Source organism: Sphingomonas sp. (assembly GCF_017304615.1).
Classification (GTDB): Bacteria; Pseudomonadota; Alphaproteobacteria; order Sphingomonadales; family Sphingomonadaceae; genus Sphingomonas.
In genome coordinates, this window is the sequence record NZ_JAFKLZ010000004.1 from 157,426 (window position 1) to 183,837 (window position 26,412).

Here is a 26,412-nt window from a genome sequence, read left to right on the forward strand (position 1 = left end):
CGCTCAGCCCGCCTTGAATCCGAACACCCGCTCCGCATTGGTCTGCATCAGCTTGCGCAGCACCGCCAGCGGCACGTCGAGATTGTCGTGCGTACGCACTTCGTTCGCCACATACTGATAGGGGTAGTCCATCGCGTACATCACGCGATCCTCGCCCATCACGTCGATGCACAGCTTGATCGCCGGCTCCCAAGGCAGGCCGCTGGTCGTGGCGATCACATTCTCGCGCATGCACGCGATTAGATCCTTCTTCAGCGGCTTCATCCGCTCGTAGCGGCCCGATCGCACCCCGGCCTGATGCATGAAATTCAGCCGGAACAGCCAATAGGGCAACGCCTCGCCGCCATGGCCGACGATGATCTGCAGATCGGGATACCGATCGAAGATGCCAATCGTCATCAATCGAAGCAGGTGCATCCCCGTCTCGACTCCGAAACCGAAGATCGCCCCGTCCAGCCCCGCCTCCAGCAGTGGATCGATCATCGAATCCGGGGGCGATTGCGGATGGATGTAAAGCGGCTGTCCCGTGTCGGCGAGCGCGCGGAAGATTGGATCGAAGAAAGGCTCGTCGAGATAGCGGCCCTGGGTGTGGCTGTTGACCATCACGCCCTTAAAGCCGAGTTCGTCCTTACCACGCCGGATTTCCGCGGCCGACCAGTCCGGATCTTGCGGGGCGATGCTGGCCAGGCCGACATAGCGCTTCGGGTGCCGTTCCACAGCAGCGGCCAATTGATCGTTGGCCCGCGTGACGATGCCCTTCGCCTCTTCCGCGTCGAACGGCTGGCCGCCCGGTGACGTCAGTGCGAGCACCGCGACGTCGATCCCGGCCGCATCCATATCGGCGATCCGGCGGTCGTCGAGATCGACCAGCCGTTCCATGATGGTCATTGCCCGCTCCGACGGGGACTGGCCGTAAAAGCCCCACAGCGAGGTCGTCCCCTTGTCCGCTCGCCCTTCGCGGATCAGCCGCAGAAGGCCGTCGATCTGTTCGCGCGTGGCGAAGGCTTCCTCGGTCGCGATGCGCAGATAGCCGCGGCTGCCGCCGGTTTCGAGGGCGTGAGTCATGCTTCGTGTACCGCCTTTGTAATGAGACACGCCTGGAGGCCCTCGGGGCCGTCCTCGCTGCCATGTCCGGACCATTTGACGCCGCCGAATGGCGAGTCCGCGCCGCCGATCATCGACGTGTTGACGCCGACCATTCCCGCTTCGAGCTCGCGCGCGACCCGCTTCTGCCGCGTCGCGTCCGCGGTCCAGAGGTAGGCGGCGAGCCCATAGGGCAGCCGGTTCGCCTCGGCGAGCATCTCCGCCTCATCGCGGTACGGATTGATGATCGCGACCGGGCCGAACGGCTCCTCGTTCATCACCTCAGCCTCGGTCGGCACTTCGCTCAGCACGGTTGGCGCGAAGAAGAATCCCTGATTGCCGATTCGCTGGCCGCCCGCGTCGAGCCTGCCGCCCCGCGCGACCGCGTCCGCGATCAGCCGCTCCATCGCCTCCGGACGCCGCGCATTCGCCATGGGGCCCATCTGCGATTGCGGATCGAGTCCGTCGCCCACCCGAAGACTCCGCGCGCGTTCGACAAAGCCGTCGCGAAAGCGGGCGAATACGTCCTGCTGCACGATGTAGCGCGTCGGCGACACGCAGACTTGCCCTGCGTTGCGCCATTTGGACGCCGCCATCGTATCGAGCGCGCGATCGACATCGGCATCGTCGAACACGAGCACCGGTCCGTGTCCGCCGAGTTCCATCGTGGTGCGCTTCAGGTCCTCGGCGGCGAGCTTGATCAGATGCCTGCCGACCGTGGTCGATCCGGTGAAGCTCAGCTTGCGGATCACCGGCGAGGCAAGAAGATGGCGCGAAACCTCGTCCGGCACACCGAACACCGCCTGCGCGACCCCCGGGGGCAAACCCGCGTCGATCAGACATTGCAGAACCCCCAACGCCGATGCCGGAGTTTCCTCGGCCGCCTTGAGGATCACCGAACAGCCGGCCGCGATCGGCGCGCCGAGTTTCCTTCCTGGATTGCCCGCGGGGAAATTCCAGGGTGCGAAGGCCGCGACAGGTCCGACTGGCTCATGCGTAACGATCGAACGCTGTTCCGGCCCGCGCACCAAGGCGCGCCCATAGATGCGATGGCATTCGCCGGCATAAAACGCGAACAGCCCCGCCACCATTGCCACCTCGATCCGGGCTTCCGCGAGCGTCTTGCCTTGCTCGAGCGTCATGACACGAGCGAGCGTATCGGCACGCTCGTGAAGCAATCTGGCCGCGCCGTTGAGAACGCTGGCGCGCAGATGGGGCGTGGAATGACGCCATTCGCGGTAACTGCGAGCGGCCGCGTCCAGCGCAAGATCGAGATCGGCGGCCTCGGCGAGCGGTAGTTCGCCAAGCACGTCGCCATTCGCTGGATTTACGACCGGGAACGTTCGCCGCGCACCCCCTGCGATCCGTTCGCCGTCGATGTACAGGTAGAGATCGGGGAAACGATCCACTTTTTACTCCCCTCCGCAGCCAGCGCCGTTGCGATGAAAGGCAACGATCCACAAAACGATAACGCGGAAGCAATCTGTATGGAAGGCATACAATTTGCCGCCCGGCGTCCGGCCTGTGGCTGGGATAGCGCCGATCGTTACCCGCTGCCGTTTTATACGTCGAAGACGAGGATACGGGTCTCGACGCACAGCTGAAAAATGTCTTCGGGAACGCGCCGCCCCGGGCCCGCTCCATTCTTAACTGTTGCGCTGGCGGGCTGGCTGGGGCGCCAGGATTCGAACCTGGGAATGGCGGCACCAAAAGCCGCTGCCTTACCACTTGGCGACGCCCCAGCGTGCCGTGCCGGCCCGGCGCGTCTACGCGTGCCGGTTGGGCGGGAAGGCGCGCTTATAGCGGCGCTTGCCCGCCTGCCAACCCTTTAGAGGCGTTGCAGCCAGCCATGCGTGTCGGGCGCTGCGCCGGTCTGCACCGCGACCAGAGCGGCGCGGAGCGACGTGCTTAACTGCCCCGGTCCGCCCGACCCGATCGTGAAGTCGCCCGACGTCGCCTTGACCGCGCCGATCGGCGTCACCACCGCCGCGGTGCCACAGGCGAACGCCTCGGTCAGCCGGCCGCTGGCGGCATCGGCGCGCCAGTCGTCGAGCGAATAGCGTTCCTCGCGTACCGTGATCCCACGGTCGCGCGCCAGTGCGATCAGCGAATCGCGCGTGATCCCGGCGAGGATCGTGTCGCTGAGCGGCGGGGTCGAAATCGATCCGTCGTCGAACACGAAGAACACGTTCATACCGCCGAGTTCCTCGACATATTTGCGCTCGACCGCGTCGAGGAACACGACCTGATCGCACCCTTTGGCGATCGCCTCGGACTGCGCGGCGAGGCTGGCGGCGTAATTGCCGCCGCACTTCGCCGCCCCCGTCCCGCCCGGCGCGGCGCGGGTGTAATTCTCCGACGCCCAGATCGTCACTGCTTTGGGTCCGCCCTTGAAATACGCGCCGACCGAGGAGGCGAGGACCATGTAGATGTAATCGGACGACGGCTTGACGCCCAGGAACGTCTCGCTCGCGATCATGAACGGGCGCAGGTAAAGCGCGCCGCCGTCGCTCGTCGGGATCCAGTCGATTTCGCTTTCGACGAGCGCACGGCACGATTCGACGAACAGTTCCTCGGGCAGTTCGGGCATTGCCAGCCGCCGCGCCGACGCGGCAAAACGCCGCGCATTGGCTCCCGGCCGAAACAGGACGGTGCCGCCGTCGGCTGTGCGATACGCTTTGAGTCCTTCGAAAATCTCCTGCGCATAGTGCAGGACTGCGCAAGCCGGATCGACCGTCAGCGGCTGGCGCGGCGCGATTGCAAGATCGTGCCAGCCGTCCGTCGCGTTATAGTGCGCGACCGCCATGTGATCGGTGAACACGCGGCCGAAACCGGGATCGGCCATCCGCTCGATGCGGACATCGGCGGGGGTTGGCGAAGCGGTGGGGCTCAGTGGAAAGGTGGTGGCGATGGTCATGGTTCCCGTCCCATAGCGCGGGAAAATCGGTGCGTCCAAGGCTTGCGGGACGGTGATTGCGATGGCAGAACCGGTCAACATGACTGCCACAACCCCTACCGCTTCGGCCCAATTCCTTCGCGAAAACGAAATCCGGCGCGGCAGCGAACTGTTGTTCTTCGCTTATAGCCGCGTGACGCGCATGATCGATGACCGGCTCGGCGCGAACAGCATCGGACGTGCTCACCACCGCGCGTTGTATTTCATAGGTCGCCATCCCGACATTTCGGTCAGCGAATTGCTCGCGATCCTGGGCGTGACGAAGCAATCGCTCGGCCGCGTGCTGACCGAGTTGGAGGAGCGCAAGCTGGTCCAGGCACGCGTCGGCGATCGCGACCGGCGTCAGCGGCTACTGCGCCTCACCGATCAAGGGTACGCGCTCGATATGGAGTTGTTCAATGCCAGCCGCGACCTGATGGCGAACGCTTATGTTCAGGCGGGGCAGCAAGCGGTGAGTGGATTCTGGGCGGTGCTCGAAGGACTGATTCCCGACGCGGAACGCGCACGTATCCATTCGTGGCGCGAAAATTCGGTGCCCCCGGGCGAGCGCCCGTAGCGCAAACGCGCGAACGCCCATAACGCGAGCGCGCAAACGGTCTTAACGCTTCGCTTCCGCCGCCATTTCGCGGCCGCGACGCTCGGCGGCGGCGAGCGTTTCGGTCATCAGCTTTACCAGCGCGTCGTCGCGGTCGAGCACGTTCAGGCCCTGCCGCGTCGATCCGCCCGGGCTGGCGACCCGATCGGCCAGCTTCGCGGGCGATGCATCCGACGACGCCGCCATCGCCGCCGCGCCATCGACCGTCGCCAGCGCCAGCCGCGCGGCCTGATCGCCGGGAATGCCGAGCGCCTCGCCCGCCGCCGCCAGCGCGTCGATGAAGCGGAACAGGAACGCCGGGCCGCACCCTTCGAGTGTGCCCATCGCACCGTACATCGCCTCGTCATCGGTCCATTCGACCAGTCCGAGCGGCGCCATCAGCGCGGCGACCGCGTCCTTCGCCGATTGCGGCGCGGCCTTGCCGTGCAACACGACCACGCCCTTGCCTAGCGCAACGGGTAGGTTCGGCATCGCCCGCACGATCGCGGGGCCGGGAAACCGCTCGGCGAGCGTCGTTTCCTCGACCCCAGCTAGGATCGACACCAGCAACGGCGCCTGCGCGATCACCGCACCGTGCGTCACAACGATCTCGTCGAGTTGCTGCGGCTTCATGCCGAGCATCACGAGGTCGGGTGGCGGCCCGTCGGGCAAGGTTCGCGCTTGGCGAACATGGCCGGGCAGCGTACGATCATGACGATTGACGACATCGACCGTGTTGGCGGCAACGACGCCGCTCTCGATCCAACACTCCAGCATCGCGCCCGCCATGTTGCCGCAGCCGATCAGCCACAGGCGTTTGGGAACCGCGATGCTCACGCCTCGCCCTGCGTCTCCGTCATCGACGCGGCGAGCGCTTCCTTGGGCGTCTTGCCGCCCCACAGGACGAATTGGAACACGGGGTAGAAGCGTTCGCACTCGTCGATCGCCGATTCGATCAGCAGTTCGGCGTTTTCCAGGCTGAGCGTGCCGCCGTCGGTGCCGTCGATCACCGCGGCATGGCGATACAGCACGATCCCGCTTGACGACCACAATTCGAAATGGCCAATCCAGAGTTGTTCGTTGATCAGCCCGATCGCTTCGTAGATCGCGCCGCGACGCTCATCGTCGGTGACGCGGATGTCAGGGAAAGCGAGGAACTGCAGCACGCTGTCCTCCTCGCGCCACAACGCGCGGAGCTCGTATTGCGTCCAGCTTCCCTTGACCGTCGCGACCACCTCGTCGTCGTGGCGCTGATGGTCCCAGCCATGCGCGGCGTAGTAGTTCTCGATCATATCGATCGGCGCCGCGTCCTCACGCGACAGATCGTTTTCATCGAGCATCGTGGGTCTCGCAGTTCATTGCGGGCGATTCTGCGCGCGCGCGGCCAGCCACGCAACGACGGCCGTGGAGAAAGCTGTGGAAAATCGGTTAGGCCCCTGTGAACATCAGGCTTTGGGCTTCGGCTTCGCGGCGCCGGCCTCAAGCTTATCGAGCCGCGCTTTCAGCGCTTCATTCTCGTCGCGCGCGGCGGCGGCCATCGCCTTGACCGCTTCGAACTCCTCGCGGCTGACGAAATCGAGCCCGCCGATCCATTCGCGCGCACGCTCCCGCGTCGCGGCTTCGGCCTCGCGGCCCATCCCGGCCAGCGTGCCGGCGGCGCCGTTCACGAACTTCACCACATCGTCGAACAGGCGGTTTTCGGACTGCATCGCAACTTCCTTCGAAAAAATCAGATCGTCATCTGGGCATCCGACGACGACGGCACAAGCGCCTCGGCATTCGGGTTGAGCTGCATGATACTCCAGTTGAGCATCCCCGCGAAGCACAGCCAGGCCAGATACGGCACCATCAGCCACGCCGCCGCCGTGCGGATGCGACCGAACACTAAGGTGGCGACGAGCGCGGAGACGAACATCGCGACGATGATCAGGAATGCCGCGAACACTTGGTGTGCGCCAAAAAAGACCGGGGTCCAAGCGAGGTTGAACACCATCTGCAAGCCGAACAACGCGATCGCGAGCCCGCGATAGCGCGATCCACGCGCGTTGAGGATCATCGCCAACGCCAGCCCCATCAAGATATACAGCGCGGTCCACGCGATCGGGAATACCCAGCCAGGCGGATTAAAGGCGGGCTTGGCGAGCGCCGCATACCAGACGTTCTGCTCTCCCGATGGCACCAGCCGGCTCGATGCGAAGCCGAGCAGTACGATCAGTGGCACCGTCACCATCGCCCAGCGCAGGAAGGCCCAGCGTAATTGTCCCTTGGTCGCGAGTTCCATGTTCGTCCTTGTTGCGGTGCCCGCGTGCGAACGCAAGCGGTCTAGGCGGTTAACGTTGCTCCGATCAGGAACTCTATATTGCCCTCGGGGCCGGTAATCGGGCTCTGCGTCACGCCGGTGACCGCCCAGCCGCTACCCGCCAGCCAGTCGGCGACCTCTCGACATACGCGTTCGTGCACGGCGGGATCGCGCACCACGCCGCCCTTGCCGACCTCGTCGCGGCCCGCCTCGAACTGCGGCTTGATCAACGCGAGCAGCCGCGCGCCCGGCCGCCGAGCGAAGCGAATCGGCGTCTCCAGCACCTTCGCCAGGCCGATGAAGCTCGCATCGCACACGATCAGGTCGACGGGTTCGGGGATATGCGCGTCGGTCAGCACGCGCGCGCTGGTCTGTTCGTGGACGACGACTCGCTCGTCCTGGCGCAGTTTCCACGCCAGCTGGTTGGTCCCGCTGTCGACCGCATAGACTCGCGCCGCCCCGCGCGTGAGCAGCACGTCGGTGAAACCGCCGGTCGACGACCCCACGTCGATCGCCACCGCGCCCGTCACGTCCCAGCCGAAATGATCCAGACCGTGCGCCAGCTTGATTCCCCCGCGCGAGACCCAGGGATGGTCGCGGCCCTTGACCTCGACCGCCGCATCCTCGGCCAGCATCTGGCCCGGCTTTTCGATCTTGCGGTCGCCCGCGAACGCCAGCCCCGCCATGATCAGCGCCTGCGCTCGCGTCCGGCTTTCCGCCAGCCCGCGATCGGCGATCAACTGGTCGGCGCGCACCTTTGCCATGAGGCGGCAGTGGCCCCGAAATCCGACTGGCGCAACCGGCATTCGATTCGTCGCAGAGTCTATTCCTATCTATGAACTAGGAATTGCATTCGGCGTTGGGGAGAGGGTGAAAAAAGCTGCGCGGTCGTCCCCTAGAGCGCCCCGCCGCCTTCTTCCCACCACGCTTGGTGGAGGCACGATATGGGTCTGTTCACGCATCCCGACGGTACGCTCCCGACGATTCTCACGGTTCCCGGCCTCGGCGGATCGGGACCAAGTCATTGGCAGACCTTGTGGGAGAAGGCGCGGCCCGACACGCACCGAGTCGAACTCGGCCTGTGGAACGCCCCGCACCGCAACACCTGGGTGACGAAGATCGACCAAGCCGTCCGCCAGGCGCAAGCCCCCGTAATCCTCGCGGCGCACTCGCTCGGTTGCCTGGCGGTCGCGTGGTGGGCGGAGATGAGCCCGCAGCCTTATGGCTGGCCGGTGGCCGGCGCACTGCTCGTCGCACCCGCTGACGCCGACCGCGCCGACGCTGCGACCGAACTGAAGGGCTTCGCGCCGACACCGCGCAAGGCCCTTCCTTTCCCGTCGATCCTCGTCGCGTCGACCGACGACCCGTGGATCGACATCGGCAGCGCGCGCAGCCTCGCGTCGTTCTGGGGCAGCCATTTCGTCGACGCCGGCGCGCAGGGCCATCTCAACGCGGCCAGCGGCATCGGCTGGTGGGAAGAAGGCCGCCGCCTGCTCGACCGCGTGATCGCGGCGTCGGGCGACCGCTCAGGCCACGCGCTCACCCCCAGCGAGGCGCGCAGCGTGCTCGCGATCAACGCGACCGACGCGGCGCAAGAGTATTATTTGGGGCGGTGACGACGCGGCTCCTTGATTTGGCACGAGATGACCTTTAATTAGGTCTCGGAACAGGTCAGGACGAGCCATGGTCGATCCGCTTCTCGCCGATGCCAGCATCAGCATCAGCGATTTCAAGAAGAATCCCTCCGCCGCCATCGCCGCTGCGGAGGGCTTTCCCGTGGCGATCCTGAACCGCAACAAGCCGTCGGCGTACCTCATTCCGGCAAAGGCCTGGGAAGCATTGGTCGAACGGCTCGAAGACGCCGAACTCGCGGCGATCGTACGGACGCGCTCTGGGGAGACGCCGGTGCCGATCTCCCTCGATGACCTATGACCTCGCGTTTCTGCCAAGCGCGCTGAAAGAATGGCGCAAGCTCGGCGCGACGGTTCGTGAGCAGTTTAAGAAGAAACTAGCCGACCGCCTTCTCGACCCGCGGGTACCCGCTGATGCCCTGTCGGGCCTCGACGATTGCTACAAGATCAAGCTTCGTGCCGCGGGATTCCGGCTGGTCTATCGTGTCGATGACACCACGATCACGGTCGTGGTGGTGGCCGTCGGCAAGCGAGAGCGCAACGCGGTGTATAAGGCGGCTGCGAAACGGACCTGAATTTCGCTCAAGCCCGCGCGCCCTCCACGACGCCCGCGGCATTATGCCGCAGCGCCTTCAGCACCGTCTCCACGATCGCATCCGCGTCGAGCCCCGCCTCCGCGTACTGAACCTCGGGCTTGTCCTGGTCCTGGAACGTGTCGGGCAAGCGCAGCGTGCGGAGCTTCAGCCCCGCGTCGATCAGGCCGGTGTCGCTCGCGAGCGTCAAGACGTGCGCGCCGAGGCCGCCGACCGAGCCTTCCTCGATCGTCACCGCGACTTCGTGGGTGGTCAGCAGCTTGCGGATCAGTTCCTCGTCGAGCGGCTTGGCGAAACGCAGGTCCGCGACGGTCGTGGACAAGCCCTTCGCGTCGAGCGCGTCGGCCGCCTTCAGCGCCTCCGCCCGCCGCGTGCCGAGCGACAGGATAGCGACCTTCTTGCCCTCGCGGACGATGCGCCCCTTGCCGATCGCCAGTCGCTCCGCGACCTCGGGCAGCGCGACCCCGGTGCCGTTGCCGCGCGGATACCGCACCGCGATCGGCCCGCTGTCGTGCAAGGCGGCGGTGTGGGTCATGTGGATGAGTTCGGCCTCATCCGCCGCCGCCATCACCACGAAATTGGGCAGGGTCGCCAGATAGGTTACATCGAAACTGCCGGCATGCGTCGCGCCGTCGGCACCGACGAGGCCAGCGCGATCGATCGCGAACCGCACCGGCAAATTCTGGATCGCGACATCGTGGACGACCTGGTCATAGGCGCGCTGCAGGAAGGTCGAATAAATCGCGCAGAACGGCCGCATGCCCTGCGCCGCCAGCCCCGCCGCGAAGGTCACCGCATGCTGTTCGGCAATGCCGACGTCGAAGGTGCGGTCGGGATAGACCTTGGCGAAACGGTCGAGCCCTGTCCCCGACGGCATCGCCGCGGTAATCGCCACGATCCGGGGATCGGCGTCCGCGTCCTTGATCAACTGGTCGGCGAACACGTTCTGATAGGCGGGCGGTCCCGGCGGCGCCTTGGCCTGCGCGCCGGTGATGACGTCGAACTTCTGGACGCCGTGATATTTGTCCGACGCCGCCTCGGCCGGACCATAGCCCTTGCCCTTCTTGGTCACGACATGGACCAGAATAGGCCCGCGCTCGCTGTCGCGAACATTTTCCAGCACCGGGATCAAATGGTCCAGATTGTGCCCGTCGATCGGCCCGACATAATAAAAGCCGAGTTCTTCGAACAGCGTGCCGCCGGTCACCATGCCGCGCGTGAATTCCTCGGCCTTTTGGGCGGCGTTATGGACTCGGCGCGAAATCTTGGCGGTGATCCGCTTGGCGAGGTTGCGCAGCCCGAGATACTCGCTCGACGACACCATCCGCGCCAGATACGCCGACAGCCCGCCGACCGGCGGTGCGATCGACATGTCGTTGTCGTTGAGGATCACGACCAGCCGGTTGCCCGCGGCCTCGGCGTTGTTCATCGCCTCGTACGCCATCCCCGCCGACATCGCGCCGTCGCCGATCACCGCGATCGCCTTGCCCGGTTTGCCCGACAGCTTGTTGGCGATCGCGAAGCCCAGCGCCGCCGAGATCGAGGTCGAGCTGTGCGCCGCGCCGAACGGATCGTATTCGCTCTCGCTGCGCTTGGTGAAGCCCGACAGCCCGCCGCCCTGACGCAGGGTACGGATGCGGTCGCGCCGCCCGGTCAGGATCTTGTGCGGATAGCATTGGTGACCGACGTCCCAGATCAGCCGGTCGTCGGGCGTGTTGAAGACATAGTGAATTGCGGTGGTCAGTTCGACCACGCCGAGCCCCGACCCGAGATGCCCGCCCGTGGTGCCAACCGCGCTTATCGTCTCCGCGCGCAGTTCGTCGGCGAGTTGCCGAAGCTGTTTGGGATCGAGTTTGCGAAGATCGGCAGGCGTCGAAACAGTATCGAGCAGCGGCGTCGAAGGTAGATCAGCCATCGGGTGATGTTACCCCAGCCGACGACGGCTGTCGATTGACTGCGTTAAGGCGTCGACGCGGCGCGCGCGACCAGCCTAGAAGCAAAAGGGCGGCCCCAGGGGCCGCCCTTTCTTTCCTGTGCAAGCGGGTCGGGATTGGCGACGCCAATCCATTCGCTCTTAGCGCTTCGAGAACTGAAAGCTGCGACGCGCCTTCGCGCGGCCATACTTCTTGCGCTCGACGGTGCGGCTGTCGCGAGTCAGGAAACCCGCCCGCTTCACCGGGGTGCGCAGCGCCGGCTCGTACTTGGTGATCGCCTGGCTGATGCCGTGCTTCACCGCGCCGGCCTGGCCCGAGAGGCCACCGCCCTTGACGGTCGCGACAACGTCATACTGACCCTCGCGCTCGGCGACGCCGAACACCTGGTTGATGACGAGACGCAGCGACGGACGCGCGAAATAGACTTCCAGGTCACGGCCGTTGATCGTGATCTTGCCCGTGCCCGGCTTCAGCCAGACGCGCGCGACGGCATCCTTACGGCGGCCAGTCGCATAGGCGCGGCCCTGCGCGTCGATTTCCTGCTCGCGCAGCGGGGCAGGCTCGGGAGCTGGACCGCTGTTGTTCGCCGCATCCGCGTTCGCAACGACGGCATCGGGAGTCTGACCGGCAGCAATCGCGCCGAGATCAGCGAGGGACTGGCGCCCGTCGGAATTATTGGCGTCGGCCATTATGCGCCCACCTTGTTCTTGCGGCTCATCGCCGCGATGTCCAAAACTTCGGGGTTCTGAGCTTCGTGCGGATGCTCCGACCCGGCGAAGATGCGCAGGTTGCGCATCTGCTGACGGCCCAGCGGACCGCGCGGGATCATGCGCTCCACGGCCTTTTCCAGCACGCGCTCCGGGAACTTGCCCTCGAGCACCTTGCCCGCGGTGATCCCCTTGATGCCGCCGGCATAACCGGTGTGCTTGTAATAGACCTTGTCGGCCAGCTTCTTGCCGGTGAACCGGATCTTGTCCGCGTTGATGACGATGACGTTGTCACCGCAATCTACGTGCGGGGTGAAGCTGGTCTTATGCTTGCCGCGCAGCACGTTGGCGATCACCACCGCGGCGCGACCGACCACCAGGCCGTCGGCATCGACGATATGCCACTTCTTCTCCACCTCGTGCGGCTTCGCCGGCTTGGTGGTCTTCATCAGCGCCTTCATGGCGGTTGACCTCTTTGGCTGTAGAAAACAAACGCGCGGCCCCAGGCGGGGCCGCGTTCGTGGCGGCCAAATGCAATCGAACTGGGCCCAAGTCAAGCAAAACCGGGCTTTTGCTGACGGGTATTATGATACCCGATCGGTTGCTCGCGTGCCGATGACGTGGATGCCCCACGTTACCGCGATTACCAGCAGCGCGCCGACGAGTTGGTGAAGCCCCGCCAGCGTGACGTTCACGTCGCTCATGACGGTCGCGATGCCGAGCAGGATCTGCGTCCCGAACGCGATATGGATCGCGACCGAAGCACGGCGATAGAGCGGCTTCACCTTGCGCGCCAGCCACACGAGCATGACCACCGCGGCCCACGCCCACCAGCGGTGGATGAAGTGCACGATCGCCGGATCGTCGAACAGCATATGGCCGATCGACTCGCCGCTCTGCGTCGGGCCGGGAAACACCGACCCGTTCATCAGGGGCCAGTCGTTCGCCACCCGCCCGGCGCGCAAGCCCGCCATCAGCGCGCCGTAAAGCAACTGGATTGCCAGGATCGCCCCTGCCGCTAGCCCGAACCCGGTCAGTCGCGCGGGCCTCGCCCCCGGATCGCGCGCCAGCCGCCTGAGGTCGAGCGCCGTCCACACCATCCCCGCCAGCGTGAACAACGCCGTCAGCAAGTGCGTCGCGAGCCAGCCCGGCGCCACTTCGGTCCGATGGGTCAACCCCGACCGCACCATCAACCAGCCGAACGTCCCCTGCAGACAAATCAGCGCGAACAGCGCGAACAGCCGCAGGAAATAGCCGCGTGGGATCTGCCGCCGCGCGGCGAACCACACGAACGGGATCAGATACGCCATCCCGATGATCCGCCCGAGGAAGCGGTGGAAATATTCCCAGAAGAAGATCGTCTTGAACCCGGCGAGCGTCATGCCGTGGTTGATCGCCTCATATTGCGGAATCTTGCGGTAATTGGCGAACTCGGCCTGCCACTGCGCGTCGGTCAGCGGCGGGACGATGCCGGTCAACGGCTTCCACTCGGTGATCGACAGCCCCGATTCGGTCAGCCGCGTAACGCCGCCGACCACGACGATCGCGACGATCAGTGCGGCGACGATGTAGAGCCAATTGGCGATGGCGCGGGGACGGATGGTCATACGAGGCCGCTATACTCTTCGGTATTCCCGCGAAAGCGGGAATCCGGAGTCTCTTTCGATCTGCCCGTAACCCTGGGCTCCCGCCTTCGCGGGAGCACTGGAAGTTGGATCAGTTCGCCGACGTCCGCGCGTATTGCCCGTCGCCCTGGGGCGCGGCGACGATGTCGCGGGTGGTGCCGCCCTTGTCGACGATCTTGGTGTCGGGATCGCCGGCGTCGGAACGCACGCCCGGGCTCGCCGAATCGCCGCCAGCCGAATCGAGCGTCGACTTCTCGCCCTGGCTGCGCGGGGCCGACCCGCCGAACAGCGCGTCGAGCGCCTGTGCCGAGGGATTGTTGTCCTGCGGCCGAGCGACGCCCGGCTGCGGCGGACGCAGCGAGAAATCGGGCGGAACGATCAGCGGCTGCGTACGCGCGACGGCGAATTCGTCCGGGCGGACGCGGTCATAGCCACGCTTGCCGCAGGCGGAGAGGGTCAGGGCCACGCTCGCAACCGCGACGACCGTTACAAACTTACGCATTCGAATTCTCCACTTCGCCCGGCTCGGCCTTCGGCTTGTCGCGGACCAACAGGGCCCGCACGAGCAGGATGAGCACGCCTATCGTAATCGCCGCATCGGCAAGATTGAAGGTCAAAAACGGCGACCAGTCGCCGAAGTGCAGATTGGCGTAATCCTGTACATAGCCCAATCGCAAGCGGTCGAGGATGTTGCCCAGCGCGCCGCCCGCGATCATGCCGAGCGCGACCTGGTCCTGCCGGTTCCTCTCACGCCACATCCATACCAGCACCGCGCACGCGATCGCACCGGTCAGCACGACCAGCATCCACGCATTTTCGGGCGCGACTTTCAGGAAGCCGAGCGACACGCCAGGATTGTGGACGTTCTGCAGTTTGAAGATCGGCAGCAATTCGCGCTCGTCATATTCGCCGATCGCGAGCGGGCCGACGACCAGCCATTTGACGAACTGGTCGAGCACGAAGATCAGCATCGCCGCGATCAGCCCGGCCTTGGGGGTGGGGGTGGGCCGGGTCATGCCACCACCCCCGCGCAGCGATCGCACAACGCGCCGTCCACCGTCACTTCGGGCAAGTGCCGCCAGCACCGGCCGCATTTCAGATAATCGGTACGCGTGACGCCAAGGTCGCCCTTGGTCACCTTCGCAACGATGAACGTCTCCGCCAGCGCGGCGGGGTCGGCGGGCAAGGTCGGCACGGTCACTTCGGCCTCCAGGCTCGACTTGATCACCTTGTCGCGGCGGAACGGCTCGATCACCTCCGTCACTTGCGCGCGAAGGCTGCGGATGTCGTCCCAATTGGTCGCTAGCGGCGTGTCGCCCGGCAGCTTCGGCAGCACCGGCCAATCGAGCAGATGCACCGATCCGTCCTCGCTCGGGAACCGTTCCTGCCACGCTTCCTCGGTGGTGAAGCACAGGATCGGCGCGGCATACCGCACCAGCGCGTGGAACAGCACGTCAAGCACCGTGCGATACGACCGACGCTTGATGTCGTCGGCCGCGTCGCAATAGAGCGAATCCTTGCGGATATCGAAGAAGAATGCCGACAGATCGTCCTGCGCGAAATCGGTCAAAAGGCGCAGGTAACGGTTGAACTCGAACGCTTCCGCCGCCGCCTTCAGTTCGACGTCCAGATCGCCGAGCAGGTCGAGCACGTATCGCTCCAGCGCCGGCATGTCCGTCGGCGCGACGCGTTCCGCCTCGCTGAACCCATCGAGCGCACCCAGTAGATAGCGGAACGTGTTGCGCAGCTTGCGATACGCGTCGGAAGTCGTGGCGAGCACTTCCTTGCCGATCCGCACGTCCTCGAAATAATCGACCGACACCACCCACATGCGCAGGATGTCGGCCCCGCTCTCTGCGATGATCTTGAGCGGATCGACCACGTTACCGAGGCTCTTCGACATCTTGCGGCCGTTGCCGTCGAGCGCGAAGCCGTGGGTCAGCACCGCATCGTACGGTGCCCGCCCGCGCGTCCCGCAGCTTTCGAGCAGCGACGACTGGAACCAGCCGCGATGCTGATCCGACCCTTCGAGGTACAAATCGGCGCGGACGCCCTCGCCATAGCGCGCCTCGATCGTGAAGGCGTGGGTCGACCCGCTGTCGAACCACACGTCGAGAATGTCGTTGATCGGCTCGTAATCGGCCAGCGCGTAATCCGGGCCGAGCAGCGCCTGATGGTCTGCGGTGAACCAGGCATCCGCGCCGCCCGCCTCGAACGCCTTGACGATACGATCGTTGACCGCACGGTCGCGCAGATACTCGCCGGTCGCGCGATGGACGTAAAGCGCGATCGGCACGCCCCAGGCGCGCTGGCGGCTGATCACCCAGTCGGGCCGCCCTTCGACCATCGACCGGATGCGGTTCTTGCTCCGTTCGGGCACCCAGCGCGTCCGCTCGATCGCGTCGAGCGCAAGGCCGCGAAGCGTCGGCCCGTTGCCGATCCCCAGCCCGACGGTGGACGGACTCAGCCCCGTCGCGTCGATCGTCGGCAATTGCGACGCAATCACCGCTTCCGCGGACACTTCCGACTGGTCCATCGGGATGAACCATTGCGGCGTGGCGCGTTGGATCACCTTCGCCTTGGAACGCCACGAATGCGGATAGCTGTGCGCGAAATCGTCCGACGCCGCGAGCAGCGCGCCCGCCGCGCGCAAGTCGGCGCAGATCGGCCCATCGCTGGCGACGAACTTCTTGTTGATGACGCTCCCCTGCCCGCCGAGCCACGGCCAGTCATGCCGATAGAAGCCCGCGCCGTCGACCGCGAACACCGGGTCGATGCCGTGCGCCTTGCACAACAGGAAGTCGTCCTCGCCATGATCGGGGGCCATGTGGACGAGGCCCGTGCCCTGATCGGTCGTGACGAAATCGCCCGGCAGGAACGGGCGCGGTTTCGCGAAGAACCCGCCGAGTGCGTGCATTGGGTGGCGAGCGACGGCGCCGGCGAGATCGGAGCCCCGATAGATCTTGACGTTGGTTTCGCCACTCGGCGGCGCAGCGGCGCCCTTTTCATTCGCGCCAGTGCGGATCGAGAGAGCGTAACATAGGTCTTCAGCGACAAGATATTCACGGTCGCCGTAGCGCACCAAAACATAGTCGATATCAGGCCCATACGCGAGCGCCTGGTTCACCGGGATCGTCCACGGCGTCGTCGTCCAGATCACCGCATGCGCACCGACCAGTTCGGGCGCGTTCGGCGCCTCCACGATCTCGAACGCCACGTCGATCTGGGTCGACACGACATCCTCATACTCGACCTCGGCCTCGGCCAAAGCGGTCTTCTCTACCGGCGACCACATCACCGGCTTGGCGCCGCGATAGAGCTGGCCGCTCTCGGCGAACTTGAGCAATTCGCCGACGATCACCGCTTCCGACGCAAAATTCATCGTCAAATACGGATCATCCCATTCGCCCATCACGCCGAGCCGCTGAAACTGCTCGCGCTGCACCGCGACCCAGCGTTCGGCATAGGCGCGGCATTCGGCGCGGAACTGCGCGACGGGCACGTCGTCCTTGTTCAGCTTCTTCGCGCGATACGCTTCCTCGACCTTCCACTCGATCGGCAGGCCGTGACAGTCCCAGCCGGGCACATAGGGCGCGTCGTAACCAAGGAGCGTGCGGCTGCGGACGATGACGTCCTTCAGCACCTTGTTCATCGCATGCCCCATATGGATGTCGCCATTGGCATACGGGGGGCCGTCGTGGAGGATCCAGCGCTTGCGGTCCTTGCGCTGTTCGCGAAGCCTCCCGTACAAATCCATCGCCGCCCAGCGCGCGAGGATCGCCGGCTCCTTCGCCGCCAGCCCGGCCTTCATCGGGAAGTCGGTCTTGGGCAGGAAGACGGTGTCGCGGTAATCGGCGGGGGTGCTGGCGTCGGTCATAGGTGCGGGGGCATTAGCGTGTGAAATATCCCACGTCATCTCCTCCTTCGTCATGCCGGACTTGATCGGGCATCCCGCTTCTTTCTTCTGCGCTGGAAAAGCGGGAGCCCGGATCAAGTCCGGGGTGACGAGTGAGCAAGTAGCCGCTTCGCCGTCGCGACATCCTCCGCCATCTGCGCCATCAGCGCGTCCATCGTGTCGAACTTCGCCTCTGGCCGGATGAAGTCGACCAGTTCGACCGCGATCGTCCGGCCATAGAGGTCGCCGCTGAAGTCGAAGAAATAGGGTTCGAGCAATTCCTTCGGTGGATCGAAGCTCGGCCGCACGCCCAGGTTCGCCGCGCCGTCGAGCACACGGCCCCCAAAAGTCGAATTGGCGGGGAGCCGCCCGCGCACCGCATAGATGCCGAACTTCGGGCGCAGGTAATTGGCCATGTCGACATTCGCTGTCGGAAAGCCGAGCGTCCGTCCGACCTTGTCACCATGCTGCACCACGCCCTCGATCGTGTAGGGCCGCGTCAGCAAACGCGCCGCCGCGCGCGGGTCGCCATTGCGCAGCGCCTCGCGGATACGAGTCGAGGACACCGTCTCGCCGTCGAGCCGCACCGGCGCGATCGTATCGACCGCAAAACCATTCGCCTCGCCCAGCGCGCGCATCAGGGGGATGTCGCCGCTCCGCCCCTTGCCGAAAGTGAAGTCCTCCCCCGTCGCGACCCCCGCCACGCCGAGATCGCCAACCAGCCGCTCGGTCACGAACGCTTCCGCCGACAGCGCGGCAAGCGCGGCATCGAACTCGAATACGTACATCGCGTCCACGCCCGCTTCCGCGAACAATTGCTGGCGCTGATCGAGGCTGGTCAGCCGGAAATACGCGCTATCGGGCCGGAAATAGCGCATGGGGTGCGGGTCGAACGTCGCAACGATCGCCGGCCGGCCCGCCGCGCGCGCGCGCTCGACCGCGCGGCCGACCACCGCCTGGTGCCCGAGGTGAAACCCGTCGAAATTGCCGAGCGCGACGAAGCCGCCGCGCAGATGCCCGGGGACCGCCGAGCCGCTGGAAAGCCGCTCCATGCGTTCGGGCATTACGGGGAGCTTCCCGCACACACAACCGTCATGCCGGACTTGTTCAGGCATCCAAGGTGCTGCAGGCAACGTCGCTTGTGGAGGGTTGGACCCCGCAACAAGTGCGGGGTGACGGTCAGGGTTTGGCGAGCGTCACGAAGCTATAGGCCGGCCGGCCACTCTCGGCGGCATGCTCCTCACGCGCCACTTCGCGCCAACCGTCGAAGCCCGGCACCACCGTATCGCCCTCCGGCGCGATATCGACTTCGGTCAGTTCGACGCGGTCCGCGCGGTCGAGAAACAGCGCGTAGATCTCCGCCCCGCCGATCACGGAAGCGTCGCCGCCCGTAAGCGCCAGCGCTTCGTCCACCGAATGCGCGACCTCCGCGCCCTCGGCCGACCAGTCCCGGTCGCGCGTCAGCACGATATGCCGCCGCCCGGGCAGTGGCCGCGAAAAGCTCTCGAACGTCTTGCGCCCCATGATCATCGCCTTGCCCCCCCCTGACTCTCCAAGGGTCAGCGCCTTGAACCGCTTGAGGTCGGCGGGCAGGTGCCAGGGGATTGTCCCCTTGTTGCCGATCACGCCGTTCGCGGCGCGCGCGAGGACCAGGGTGATCAAACCGCCACCGGCGCCTTGATATGCGCCTGCGCCTCATATCCCGCGAGCTGGAAATCCTCATATTCGTAGGTGTCGATCGACGGCGGCTTGCGCAGGATTTCGAGGCGCGGCAGCGGCCCCGGCTCGCGCCCGAGTTGCTCGCGCGCTTGTTCCAGGTGGTTCGAATAAAGGTGGCAATCGCCGCCGGTCCACACGAACTCGCCGACCTCGAGCCCCGCCTGCTGCGCGAGCATGTGGGTGAGTAGCGCATAGCTCGCGATGTTGAACGGCACGCCGAGGAAGATGTCGGCCGAGCGCTGGTAGAGCTGGAGCGACAGCTTCCCGTTCGCGACATAGCATTGGAACAGGCAGTGGCACGGCGCGAGCGCCATGGCGTGGAGTTCGCCGGGGTTCCACGCGCTTACCACCATCCGGCGGCTGGCAGGATTGACCTTCAGCGTCTCGATCAGCTCGGCGATCTGGTCGACATGTCCGCCGTCCGCGGTCGCCCAGTCACGCCATTGCTTGCCATAGACGGGCCCGAGATCACCCTTCTCGTCGGCCCACTCGTCCCAGATGCTCACCTTGCGGTCCTGCAACCACTGCACATTGGTGTCGCCGCGCAGGAACCAAAGCAACTCGACGATGATCGAGCGGAGGTGGAGCTTCTTGGTGGTGAGCATGGGGAAACCCTGGCTCAAGTCGAAGCGCATCTGGTGGCCGAACACGCTCAGCGTGCCGGTGCCGGTACGGTCCATCTGCTCCGCCCCGTGATCGAGCACGCGCTGCATCAGGTCGAGATATTGCCGCATGGGTGTCACTTACCGTGCGCGGATGAGGTCGCCAAGCGCGCGCAAAGCATCCGCCGTGGATAAGTCGTCAATTGGTTGGTGAGCTTGCTCCGCACAGCATAAGGTCATGAGATCGGGACCTTTCGAACGGCGCGACGATGAGCCGCGCGACCGCGATTGGGCGTGTCGGCTGTTCGCCGGCATCGCGGCCGAGCGATCGGAGGTCGTCGTCCTGGTCTATTTCGATCCGGAATGGAGATACCTCGGCGCACGGCATTGCGCGTCGGACGCACCGGGCCGCATCACCCTGCCGGTTCGCGAAATCATGCGCGACGCGCTGAGCCTCGACGTGCGGCTGGTGATGATGGCGCACAACCACCCGAGCGGGGATCACCGGCCGAGCGAGGACGATCTGGCGGTAACGTCGCGCCTGTCGCGGACGCTGGACGCGATCGAGGTGCGGCTGGTCGATCACCTGATCCTCGGCCGCGACGGCTGCACCAGCCTGCGCGACGAAGGCTATCTCTAAACCGCGATTCGCCATTGCGAGCGCAGCGAAGCAATCCACGGGATCGCCTGGCGCTGGATTGCTTCGCTGCGCTCGCAATAGCGGGACTATTGCGGTTAGCTGATCAGCCGGCAGGCCTTGATTGTCTTCGGCTCCGGTCGCGCGCCGACCGCGCGGAACCGCGCCATGTAGCCGCCCGCCGAGGGCATGTCGTCGAACGCCACCAGCTCGTACCCGACCGCCGCGAATTCGCATTGCAGCAGCTTGGGCGGCGTGCCGTGATCCTGCGTGCGGCGATTGGCGTCGACCACGACAATCTCGCCGGCCGGTTTCAGCGACGGGCGGATGCGCCAGAGGAATTCGTATGGCTGCTCGATCTCGTGGTACATGTGGACCATCACGATCCGGTCGAAACTATTGTCGGGCAGCTTCGGATTGGCCGGGTCGCCCAGCTTCACGCTGACATTGTCGAGCCGGTCGCGAACCACACGCTGGGCCAGCGCGTCGCGCACCTCCGGCACGATGTCCTCCGCCACGACGCGCCCGTCCTTGCCGACGCGGCTCGCGAGACGGATCGTGTAATAACCCTCGCCCGCGCCGATGTCGGCGACGGTCATGCCCTTGGCGATACCCGCCTTGTTCATCACCTCGCCGGCTTCGTTGAGTCGGTCGCGCGCTTCCTCGGTCGACCAGCGCGGCGAAACGATCTTCGCGACCGGGCGGTCGGCGGCCGGGAACGGGCCTACGTTGTCGGGCTTGTCGCGTACTTCCACCGGCCCGCCGTCGCATGCTGCAAGCAACAGCAATCCGGCGACGAGCGACGCGGCGCGGATCAATCCACGTCCTCCACCTCGACCGCTTCGCCGGTCACGCGCTGCGACAGCGCCGCCGCCATGAACGCTTCGAGATCGCCGTCGAGCACATCGGCCGGGCTGGTCGAGGTAACGCCGGTGCGCAAGTCCTTCACCAACTGATAGGGCTGGAGCACGTAGCTGCGGATCTGGTGACCCCAGCCGATGTCGGTCTTGCTCGCATTCTCGGCATTGGCGGCCGCTTCGCGCTCGGCCAGTTCGCGTTCGTAGAGCCGTGCGCGGAGCTGGTTGTACGCCTCTGCCTTGTTCTTGTGCTGCGACCGCTGGTTCTGGCACTGCACGACGATCCCGGTTGGGATGTGCGTGATGCGCACCGCGGAGTCGGTCGTGTTGATGTGCTGCCCGCCCGCGCCCGACGCGCGATAGGTGTCGATGCGCAGGTCGCTTTCGTTGTAATTGACCTCGATATTCTCATCGACGACCGGATAGACCCAGACGCTGGCGAAGCTGGTGTGGCGACGCGCGGCGCTGTCATAGGGGCTGATGCGGACCAGGCGATGCACGCCGCTCTCGGTCTTGGCGTAGCCATAGGCGTTCTCGCCCTTGAGCAGCAACGTCGCCGACTTGATCCCGGCCTGTTCCCCCGAATGCTGGTCGACCAGTTCCACCTTGAGTCCGTGGCGTTCGCCCCAGCGCTGGTACATGCGGCTGAGCATACCCGCCCAGTCCTGGCTCTCGGTCCCGCCTGCGCCCGCGTTGATCTCGATATAGGTGTCGTTGGCATCGGCCTCGCCGGCCAGTAGCGCCTGGATCTTGTCGTGTTCGGCGCGCTTGGCGAGGTCGGCCAGCGCCTCGACCGCCTGCCCTTCCAGGTCGGCGTCGCCCTCCGCCTCGGCCATTTCGACCAGCTCGACGTTGTCGCTCAGTTCCTGTTCGATCTGGCGCGTCGCGGTGATGGCCTCGTCCAGCCGGCGGCGTTCGCGCATGACTTCCTGCGCGGCCTTCGGGTCGTTCCACAGCGCCTGGTCCTCGACGCGTGCGTTGAGTTCGTCGAGCCGGCGCAGCGCGCGGTCCCAGTCGAGGAATCGCCGCAGCAACGCCAGCGCCTCGTTGATCGTATCGACATGCGATTGCGCTTCGGCGCGCATCGGAAAACTCCAAATTCTAACGTGACGCGCGCGGTCAAACGCCACGCACACTGCAACATATAATGTCGCGACCTAGTAGATACCGCCCTGCCGTTGCAAGAAATCGCCGTCGTCGCTCGACTTGGGCGGCGGCGGGGCCTTTGTCGGCGCGACGGTGGGCACGTCGCGGCGGATCGGGCCACGGCGCATCTCGCTCTCGGGCTTGAACGCTTCCCAGATCACCGACGCCTTGGGATCATCAGTCGGCCACGCGCCATAGACCGGCTTGCCGGACGCGCGATCGATCCGCACCATCTGGATACCCGGCGGCGCGCGGAACGGCAGTTTGGGCATGCCTTCATACGCCTTGACCGCCCATTCCTTGAAAATCGGCGCGGCGAGCGTGCCGCCCTGGGCATAGCCGCCCAGGTTCACCGGGCTGTCGTACCCGATATAGACGCCCGCGATCATCTGGGGCGTCCCGCCGATGAACCACACGTCCTTCGGCCCCGAATTGGTGCCGGTCTTGCCGAACATCGGCCGGTCAAGGTCGCGCAGCACGACCGCGGTGCCCCGCTGGATCACCCCTTCCGCGATATGCACCATTTGATAGGCGCTCATCGGCTCGACGATCTGCTTGAGGCGGACGACCGGGCGCGGCATCGGCTTGCCGTTCCAGTCGGGCGCGTTGCAGCGATCGCACGGACGCCAATTCTCCGGCCAGATCACGTTGCCCCGGCGATCCTGTACATAGTCGATCAGGGTCGACGGCCGCCCGCGCCCGTTATTCTCCAGGATAGAATAAGCGTTGACCATCCGCGACACGGTGGTCTCCCCGGCACCGAGCGAGAAGGAGAGATAGGGCGGGTATTTGCCGACGCCGATCGCGTCCATCAGCTTGACGACGTTGGACATGCCGGTCTGCGCCGCCGCGCGCACCGTCATCAGGTTGCGCGACTGCTCGACGCCCCATCGCATCGTATGCGGACCGGACCCGCCACCGCCACCGAAGTTGCGGAAGCATTTCTGACCCAGCCGCCCGCCCTGATAGACGCAGAACGGTCCGTCGACGATGATCGACGCCGGGGTCATCCCCGCCTGGAGCGCGGCGGCATAAACGATCGGCTTGATGGTCGATCCCGGCTGGCGCATCGCCTGGGTGGTGCGGTTGAACGCCTGGACGCGGCTGTCGAACCCACCCTGCATCGCCAGAATGCGGCTGGTCCCCGGTTCCTCGACCAGGAAACCACCCGAAATCTTTGGGATCGAGCGCAGCGCATAGCCGCCGCCCTCCGGCGCGACCGCCAGGATGTCGCCCACCTTGATCGCGTCCGCGGCGACCCCGCCGCCGCCCCGGATCGGCATCGACGCCGCACCGCGCGACATTGTACCCGTCTTGCCGTTCGCGAAGCCGAGTTGGAAGTCGCCGTCCGCGCTCCTCACGATCGCCGCCTGCCAGTCCTCATAATCGAGTGCGACGTTGCTGCCGAGCAGAGCGCTCTGCCAGCTCGACCCGATCTCGACATGCTTGAGCGGCCCGGTCCAGCCGCGACCCTTGTCGTAGCGGAGCAGGCCGTTCCGGAGCGCCTTCTGCGCGAGCATTTGCTGGTTGGGGTCGAACGAGGTTCGGATCCACAGGCCGCCCGCATAGACGCTGTACGGATTGCGCCCGCCATCGGCATTCTCGCCGAACTTCTCGATAAGCTGGCGGCGGACTTCTTCCATGAAATAACCCGGCACCGATTCGAATGATGCGGTGCGCTTGTTGACCGTCCCGAGCGGCGAATTGACCGCGGCGTCGTGCTGCGCCTGGGTGATGTAGCCGTTAGCCAGCATCTCGTTGAGCACATAGTTGCGCCGCGCCAACGCTTTCTCGGTCTGGCGATCGGGGTCATAGCTCGACGGCGCTTTCGGCAGCACGGCCAGGTACGCAAACTCCGGAATGGTCAGCTGGCTGACGTCCTTGTCGAAATAAGCGTGCGCCGCCGCTTCGACGCCGTAAGCGTTGCGGCCGAGGAAGATCGTGTTGAGATAGATTTCCAGGATCTGCTGCTTGGTCAGCGCGTTTTCGATGCGATAGGCGAGCACCGCTTCCTTGAGCTTGCGGGTATAGCTGACCTCGTTGCCAATCAGCAGGTTTTTCGCGACTTGCTGCGTGATCGTCGATGCGCCCCGCGCGCGCTTGCCGCTGAACATATTGTCCCACACGGCCGAGACGACGCCCATGTAATCGACGCCGTGGTGCGAGAAGAACGTCTTGTCCTCCGCCGACAGGAACGCGCCGACCAGCAGCTTGGGATATTCGTCGAAACTGAGCTGCACGCGGCGTTCGCGGGCATAGGTATAGACTGGCATGCCGTTGGTATCGCGCACGTTGGACGGCAGCGGCGGCTCATAGGTCTTGAGCGTATCGACCGAAGGCAGCCCTGGCAGCACGAAGATCGCCATCGCGGCAATTCCAAGCATGCCGAGCGCGGCGAAAAACGCCAGCATCTTGACCCACCAGCGCCGCCACATGCGCCGCAGGAAGCCCGGACCGCCGGGGTCGCGCTTGATCGTGTAGGTCGTGCTTTCGGAAGCGTCGGCGGCCATAGGGCACCCGCCTTAGCAAATCCGCGCGCGGTTGCCAGCGATGTTCGACGGTCTGCTAGTTCGTCGCCATCCGCTTGGCGAAATTGATCTCCACCGCGCGCAGCACGCTGGTCGCGATGCGTTTGCGGCCTTCGTCCGAGTCGAGGAATGCGGCATCGTCGGGGTTCGAGATATAGCCCGTCTCGAACAGGATCGACGGCATGTCGGGCGCCTTCAACACCATCAGCGCCGCCATCTTGTGGAAGTTGGCGCGCAAGGGGATCAGCGGCGCGGCCTCGCGGCCGAGCAGGCGGGCGAAGGCGGCCGAGGCATTCATCGTCTCGCGCTGCGTCAGGTCGATCAGGATCGACGAGACGTCGGCATTCTCCCCGCCCAGGTCGATCCCACCGATGATGTCCGCCTTGTTCTCCCGCGACGCGAGCTTGGCGGCTTCCTTGTCCGACGCGATTTCGGAGAGGGTATAGACCGACGCGCCGGTCGCATCCCCGGACCCCACGCTGTCGCAATGGATCGAGATGAACAGATCGGCCTTGAGCTTACGCGCGATGCCGTATCGTTCCTGCAGGACGAGAAAGCGATCGTCTTCCCGCGTCAGGGCGACGCGAACACGCCCCGACTTGAGCAATTCGTCGCGAATCGCCTTGGCAATCTTGAGCGTCACGTCCTTTTCACGAAGGCCGGAGCTTGGCGAGACGGCCCCGGGATCAAACCCGCCATGCCCGGCGTCGATCACCACCAGGGGTCGCGACGGATCGCCATCGACGCGCGGCAGATCGAGCTTCTTGCTCGACCTCGGCACTGGCAACGACACGGCATAACTGGCCGGGGTCAGCCTGGTGTCGGGCATGTTGAACGGCGGCAGGAAGCGCAGCTTTCCCGCGGCCGCGGCGCGCGCGAAATCGGCATTGTCCACGGTCCTGAGCTGCAGCGTCAGCTGACGGCCATCGTCGCCGAACCGCCCGCTGGTGACGACGGCAGGACGAGTCAGGTCGAACACCACGCGCGCCCCGCCGTCGCGCGCGCCCTCGCGCACCGCGCCAACCAGCCCCCCGGTTTCGATAGTCCCGCCGGGTGCCGCGCCGGTCACGTCGAGCGCGACGCGATCGGGCGACGGAAGCAGGAAGCTCGCCGCGTCCGCCACGCGGGCGTCGAACGTCACGACGATCGAATCGTTCTTGACCTCGACGCGCTGGATCGTTCCGGCCCAGGCGGGACTACCGCCGAACCAAAGCGCCAGAAGTGCGAGAATGAACGACACGAGCCTGTAATGGCGCGCAGGCTCGCCGCCGGTCCAGCGAAAAACCGTCCTGCAAAATGCCCTCTTGATGCGCCCGATCATGCGAATGGTTATCGGCGCGCTCACTATCCGCGGGGTGAAGCGACATGGTTAACCGCGGATTAGGCTTTTCCTTTCAAGTGAAAACGGCCGGATACTGCCAGTTGATGCGCGGCCGTCGGGATGCTACCTCAATGTGCAACCGGCCGTTCGTATGATTTGCGTGGGGTCCGGTCCCACGGCCGCCCCGGCGTTTTTCGGACAAGGCGGCTTATCCAGGTTGACGCGCGCAATGATGCATTTCCCCCGATCCACGACCCGCCCGGCACTTGCCGGCGGCCGTGCTGACGGGGGTGTCCCGGGCCAGG

27 protein-coding genes and 1 tRNA gene are annotated in these 26,412 nt (G+C 65.5%); 5 read left to right on the top strand and 23 right to left on the bottom strand.

All coding sequences use genetic code 11. The annotated features are described in order from the left end of the window. Positions 1-3: 3 nt before the first annotated feature. From J0J06_RS15585 to J0J06_RS15600, 4 genes are all read right to left on the bottom strand, one after another. Positions 4-1,065 (bottom strand): amidohydrolase family protein, encoded by a 1,062-nt coding sequence (locus tag J0J06_RS15585; RefSeq protein ID WP_294043628.1) that lies wholly within the window; start codon positions 1,063-1,065, stop codon positions 4-6. Beyond that, positions 1,062-2,492, bottom strand: a complete 1,431-nt coding sequence (locus J0J06_RS15590; RefSeq protein WP_294043629.1) for an NAD-dependent succinate-semialdehyde dehydrogenase — start codon at positions 2,490-2,492, stop codon at positions 1,062-1,064. Before J0J06_RS15590 ends, J0J06_RS15585 begins: the two co-directional genes overlap by 4 nt. A 258-nt stretch (positions 2,493-2,750) precedes the next feature. Beyond that, positions 2,751-2,825: transfer RNA gene (locus tag J0J06_RS15595), tRNA-Gln, on the bottom strand. Positions 2,826-2,911: 86 nt separating this feature from the next. Further along, positions 2,912-4,000: a branched-chain amino acid aminotransferase gene (locus tag J0J06_RS15600; RefSeq protein WP_294043630.1), complete on the bottom strand. Its 1,089-nt coding sequence runs from the start codon at positions 3,998-4,000 to the stop codon at positions 2,912-2,914. A 79-nt stretch (positions 4,001-4,079) separates the two neighbouring features. On the opposite strand from J0J06_RS15600, the gene J0J06_RS15605 reads away from it, so the two are divergent. Then, positions 4,080-4,595, top strand: coding sequence for a helix-turn-helix domain-containing protein (locus tag J0J06_RS15605; RefSeq protein ID WP_294043631.1), 516 nt, complete (start codon positions 4,080-4,082; stop codon positions 4,593-4,595). Positions 4,596-4,637: 42 nt separating this feature from the next. Here the strand turns inward: J0J06_RS15605 and J0J06_RS15610 are convergent, their stop codons facing one another. From J0J06_RS15610 to J0J06_RS15630, 5 genes are all read right to left on the bottom strand, one after another. Next, a complete protein-coding gene (locus J0J06_RS15610) occupies positions 4,638-5,402 on the bottom strand; it encodes a pyrroline-5-carboxylate reductase dimerization domain-containing protein (RefSeq protein WP_294043746.1) in 765 nt (254 codons plus the stop codon). Between the two features lie 44 nt (positions 5,403-5,446). Beyond that, the gene (locus J0J06_RS15615; RefSeq protein WP_294043632.1) at positions 5,447-5,953 is read right to left on the bottom strand and encodes a YbjN domain-containing protein; all 507 of its coding nucleotides are present in this window, start codon (positions 5,951-5,953) and stop codon (positions 5,447-5,449) included. 105 nt (positions 5,954-6,058) lie between these two features. Beyond that, positions 6,059-6,322, bottom strand: a complete 264-nt coding sequence (locus J0J06_RS15620; protein ID WP_294043633.1) for an accessory factor UbiK family protein — start codon at positions 6,320-6,322, stop codon at positions 6,059-6,061. A 20-nt stretch (positions 6,323-6,342) separates the two neighbouring features. Continuing rightward, the gene (locus J0J06_RS15625; protein ID WP_294043634.1) at positions 6,343-6,894 is read right to left on the bottom strand and encodes a TspO/MBR family protein; all 552 of its coding nucleotides are present in this window, start codon (positions 6,892-6,894) and stop codon (positions 6,343-6,345) included. 41 nt (positions 6,895-6,935) lie between these two features. After that, entirely contained in the window at positions 6,936-7,676 is a 741-nt protein-coding gene (locus J0J06_RS15630; RefSeq protein ID WP_294043635.1) for a TlyA family RNA methyltransferase, read from the bottom strand. 180 nt (positions 7,677-7,856) lie between these two features. On the opposite strand from J0J06_RS15630, the gene J0J06_RS15635 reads away from it, so the two are divergent. The 3 genes from J0J06_RS15635 to J0J06_RS15645 all read left to right on the top strand — a co-directional run bounded on the left by J0J06_RS15635 (position 7,857) and on the right by J0J06_RS15645 (position 9,118). Then, positions 7,857-8,528: an alpha/beta hydrolase gene (locus J0J06_RS15635; protein WP_294043636.1), complete on the top strand. Its 672-nt coding sequence runs from the start codon at positions 7,857-7,859 to the stop codon at positions 8,526-8,528. Between the two features lie 67 nt (positions 8,529-8,595). Continuing rightward, positions 8,596-8,844: a type II toxin-antitoxin system Phd/YefM family antitoxin gene (locus J0J06_RS15640; protein ID WP_294043637.1), complete on the top strand. Its 249-nt coding sequence runs from the start codon at positions 8,596-8,598 to the stop codon at positions 8,842-8,844. Next, positions 8,834-9,118 (top strand): type II toxin-antitoxin system RelE/ParE family toxin, encoded by a 285-nt coding sequence (locus tag J0J06_RS15645; protein WP_294043638.1) that lies wholly within the window; start codon positions 8,834-8,836, stop codon positions 9,116-9,118. Before J0J06_RS15640 ends, J0J06_RS15645 begins: the two co-directional genes overlap by 11 nt. Before the next feature lie 7 nt (positions 9,119-9,125). On the opposite strand, the gene dxs is transcribed toward J0J06_RS15645, so the two are convergent. The 10 genes from dxs to J0J06_RS15695 all read right to left on the bottom strand — a co-directional run bounded on the left by dxs (position 9,126) and on the right by J0J06_RS15695 (position 19,750). After that, positions 9,126-11,051: a 1-deoxy-D-xylulose-5-phosphate synthase gene (gene dxs, locus J0J06_RS15650; RefSeq protein ID WP_294043639.1), complete on the bottom strand. Its 1,926-nt coding sequence runs from the start codon at positions 11,049-11,051 to the stop codon at positions 9,126-9,128. 159 nt (positions 11,052-11,210) lie between these two features. Beyond that, positions 11,211-11,759: a 30S ribosomal protein S9 gene (gene rpsI / locus J0J06_RS15655; protein WP_294043640.1), complete on the bottom strand. Its 549-nt coding sequence runs from the start codon at positions 11,757-11,759 to the stop codon at positions 11,211-11,213. Then, entirely contained in the window at positions 11,759-12,238 is a 480-nt protein-coding gene (gene rplM / locus J0J06_RS15660; RefSeq protein WP_294043641.1) for a 50S ribosomal protein L13, read from the bottom strand. Before rplM ends, rpsI begins: the two co-directional genes overlap by 1 nt. A gap of 123 nt (positions 12,239-12,361) precedes the next feature. Beyond that, positions 12,362-13,384, bottom strand: coding sequence for a COX15/CtaA family protein (locus tag J0J06_RS15665; protein WP_294043642.1), 1,023 nt, complete (start codon positions 13,382-13,384; stop codon positions 12,362-12,364). 109 nt (positions 13,385-13,493) lie between these two features. Next, a complete protein-coding gene (locus J0J06_RS15670; RefSeq protein WP_294043643.1) occupies positions 13,494-13,904 on the bottom strand; it encodes a DUF3035 domain-containing protein in 411 nt (136 codons plus the stop codon). Then, positions 13,897-14,418 carry a signal peptidase II gene (gene lspA / locus J0J06_RS15675; RefSeq protein WP_294043644.1) on the bottom strand — a complete coding sequence of 174 codons (522 nt, stop codon included), beginning with the start codon at positions 14,416-14,418 and terminating at the stop codon, positions 13,897-13,899. Before lspA ends, J0J06_RS15670 begins: the two co-directional genes overlap by 8 nt. Then, entirely contained in the window at positions 14,415-17,279 is a 2,865-nt protein-coding gene (gene ileS / locus J0J06_RS15680; protein ID WP_294043645.1) for an isoleucine--tRNA ligase, read from the bottom strand. Before ileS ends, lspA begins: the two co-directional genes overlap by 4 nt. A 113-nt stretch (positions 17,280-17,392) precedes the next feature. Next, a complete protein-coding gene (locus J0J06_RS15685) occupies positions 17,393-18,349 on the bottom strand; it encodes a bifunctional riboflavin kinase/FAD synthetase (RefSeq protein WP_294043747.1) in 957 nt (318 codons plus the stop codon). Between the two features lie 127 nt (positions 18,350-18,476). Next, complete coding sequence (locus J0J06_RS15690; protein ID WP_294043646.1) at positions 18,477-18,959, bottom strand: dihydrofolate reductase; 483 nt, start codon at positions 18,957-18,959, stop codon at positions 18,477-18,479. Beyond that, the gene (locus J0J06_RS15695) at positions 18,956-19,750 is read right to left on the bottom strand and encodes a thymidylate synthase (protein WP_294043647.1); all 795 of its coding nucleotides are present in this window, start codon (positions 19,748-19,750) and stop codon (positions 18,956-18,958) included. Before J0J06_RS15695 ends, J0J06_RS15690 begins: the two co-directional genes overlap by 4 nt. Before the next feature lie 106 nt (positions 19,751-19,856). Between J0J06_RS15695 and J0J06_RS15700 the strand changes: the two genes are divergently transcribed. Continuing rightward, the gene (locus J0J06_RS15700; RefSeq protein ID WP_294043648.1) at positions 19,857-20,258 is read left to right on the top strand and encodes a JAB domain-containing protein; all 402 of its coding nucleotides are present in this window, start codon (positions 19,857-19,859) and stop codon (positions 20,256-20,258) included. A gap of 95 nt (positions 20,259-20,353) precedes the next feature. On the opposite strand, the gene J0J06_RS15705 is transcribed toward J0J06_RS15700, so the two are convergent. The 4 genes from J0J06_RS15705 to J0J06_RS15720 form a co-directional block, all read right to left on the bottom strand. Beyond that, a complete protein-coding gene (locus J0J06_RS15705) occupies positions 20,354-21,070 on the bottom strand; it encodes a class I SAM-dependent methyltransferase (protein WP_294043748.1) in 717 nt (238 codons plus the stop codon). After that, positions 21,070-22,197: a peptide chain release factor 2 gene (gene prfB / locus J0J06_RS15710; RefSeq protein WP_294043649.1), complete on the bottom strand. Its 1,128-nt coding sequence runs from the start codon at positions 22,195-22,197 to the stop codon at positions 21,070-21,072. The genes J0J06_RS15705 and prfB overlap by 1 nt, the downstream gene beginning before the upstream one ends. A gap of 72 nt (positions 22,198-22,269) precedes the next feature. Further along, positions 22,270-24,768, bottom strand: a complete 2,499-nt coding sequence (locus J0J06_RS15715) for a transglycosylase domain-containing protein (RefSeq protein WP_294043650.1) — start codon at positions 24,766-24,768, stop codon at positions 22,270-22,272. Positions 24,769-24,823: 55 nt separating this feature from the next. Further along, a complete protein-coding gene (locus J0J06_RS15720) occupies positions 24,824-26,107 on the bottom strand; it encodes an N-acetylmuramoyl-L-alanine amidase (RefSeq protein ID WP_366931234.1) in 1,284 nt (427 codons plus the stop codon). Positions 26,108-26,412: the final 305 nt, after the last annotated feature.

Bases quoted from the DNA above. Each gene is read 5' to 3' on its own strand.
- J0J06_RS15625 (WP_294043634.1), bottom strand. From the start codon at position 6,894: ATGGAACTCGCGACCAAGGGACAATTACGCTGGGCCTTCCTGCGCTGG.
- J0J06_RS15630 (WP_294043635.1), bottom strand. From the start codon at position 7,676: ATGGCAAAGGTGCGCGCCGACCAGTTGATCGCCGATCGCGGGCTGGCG.
- J0J06_RS15685 (WP_294043747.1), bottom strand. From the start codon at position 18,349: ATGGAGCGGCTTTCCAGCGGCTCGGCGGTCCCCGGGCATCTGCGCGGC.
- J0J06_RS15605 (WP_294043631.1), top strand. From the start codon at position 4,080: ATGACTGCCACAACCCCTACCGCTTCGGCCCAATTCCTTCGCGAAAAC.
- J0J06_RS15715 (WP_294043650.1), bottom strand. From the start codon at position 24,768: ATGGCCGCCGACGCTTCCGAAAGCACGACCTACACGATCAAGCGCGAC.
- prfB (WP_294043649.1), bottom strand. From the start codon at position 22,197: ATGCGCGCCGAAGCGCAATCGCATGTCGATACGATCAACGAGGCGCTG.
- J0J06_RS15635 (WP_294043636.1), top strand. From the start codon at position 7,857: ATGGGTCTGTTCACGCATCCCGACGGTACGCTCCCGACGATTCTCACG.
- J0J06_RS15620 (WP_294043633.1), bottom strand. From the start codon at position 6,322: ATGCAGTCCGAAAACCGCCTGTTCGACGATGTGGTGAAGTTCGTGAAC.
- lspA (WP_294043644.1), bottom strand. From the start codon at position 14,418: ATGACCCGGCCCACCCCCACCCCCAAGGCCGGGCTGATCGCGGCGATG.
- rpsI (WP_294043640.1), bottom strand. From the start codon at position 11,759: ATGGCCGACGCCAATAATTCCGACGGGCGCCAGTCCCTCGCTGATCTC.
- J0J06_RS15720 (WP_366931234.1), bottom strand. From the start codon at position 26,107: ATGATCGGGCGCATCAAGAGGGCATTTTGCAGGACGGTTTTTCGCTGG.
- J0J06_RS15585 (WP_294043628.1), bottom strand. From the start codon at position 1,065: ATGACTCACGCCCTCGAAACCGGCGGCAGCCGCGGCTATCTGCGCATC.
- J0J06_RS15640 (WP_294043637.1), top strand. From the start codon at position 8,596: ATGGTCGATCCGCTTCTCGCCGATGCCAGCATCAGCATCAGCGATTTC.
- rplM (WP_294043641.1), bottom strand. From the start codon at position 12,238: ATGAAGGCGCTGATGAAGACCACCAAGCCGGCGAAGCCGCACGAGGTG.
- J0J06_RS15695 (WP_294043647.1), bottom strand. From the start codon at position 19,750: ATGCGGCAATATCTCGACCTGATGCAGCGCGTGCTCGATCACGGGGCG.
- dxs (WP_294043639.1), bottom strand. From the start codon at position 11,051: ATGGCTGATCTACCTTCGACGCCGCTGCTCGATACTGTTTCGACGCCT.
- J0J06_RS15600 (WP_294043630.1), bottom strand. From the start codon at position 4,000: ATGACCATCGCCACCACCTTTCCACTGAGCCCCACCGCTTCGCCAACC.
- J0J06_RS15610 (WP_294043746.1), bottom strand. From the start codon at position 5,402: ATGGCGGGCGCGATGCTGGAGTGTTGGATCGAGAGCGGCGTCGTTGCC.
- J0J06_RS15645 (WP_294043638.1), top strand. From the start codon at position 8,834: ATGACCTATGACCTCGCGTTTCTGCCAAGCGCGCTGAAAGAATGGCGC.
- J0J06_RS15615 (WP_294043632.1), bottom strand. From the start codon at position 5,953: ATGCTCGATGAAAACGATCTGTCGCGTGAGGACGCGGCGCCGATCGAT.
- J0J06_RS15700 (WP_294043648.1), top strand. From the start codon at position 19,857: ATGAGATCGGGACCTTTCGAACGGCGCGACGATGAGCCGCGCGACCGC.
- J0J06_RS15670 (WP_294043643.1), bottom strand. From the start codon at position 13,904: ATGCGTAAGTTTGTAACGGTCGTCGCGGTTGCGAGCGTGGCCCTGACC.
- J0J06_RS15665 (WP_294043642.1), bottom strand. From the start codon at position 13,384: ATGACCATCCGTCCCCGCGCCATCGCCAATTGGCTCTACATCGTCGCC.
- ileS (WP_294043645.1), bottom strand. From the start codon at position 17,279: ATGACCGACGCCAGCACCCCCGCCGATTACCGCGACACCGTCTTCCTG.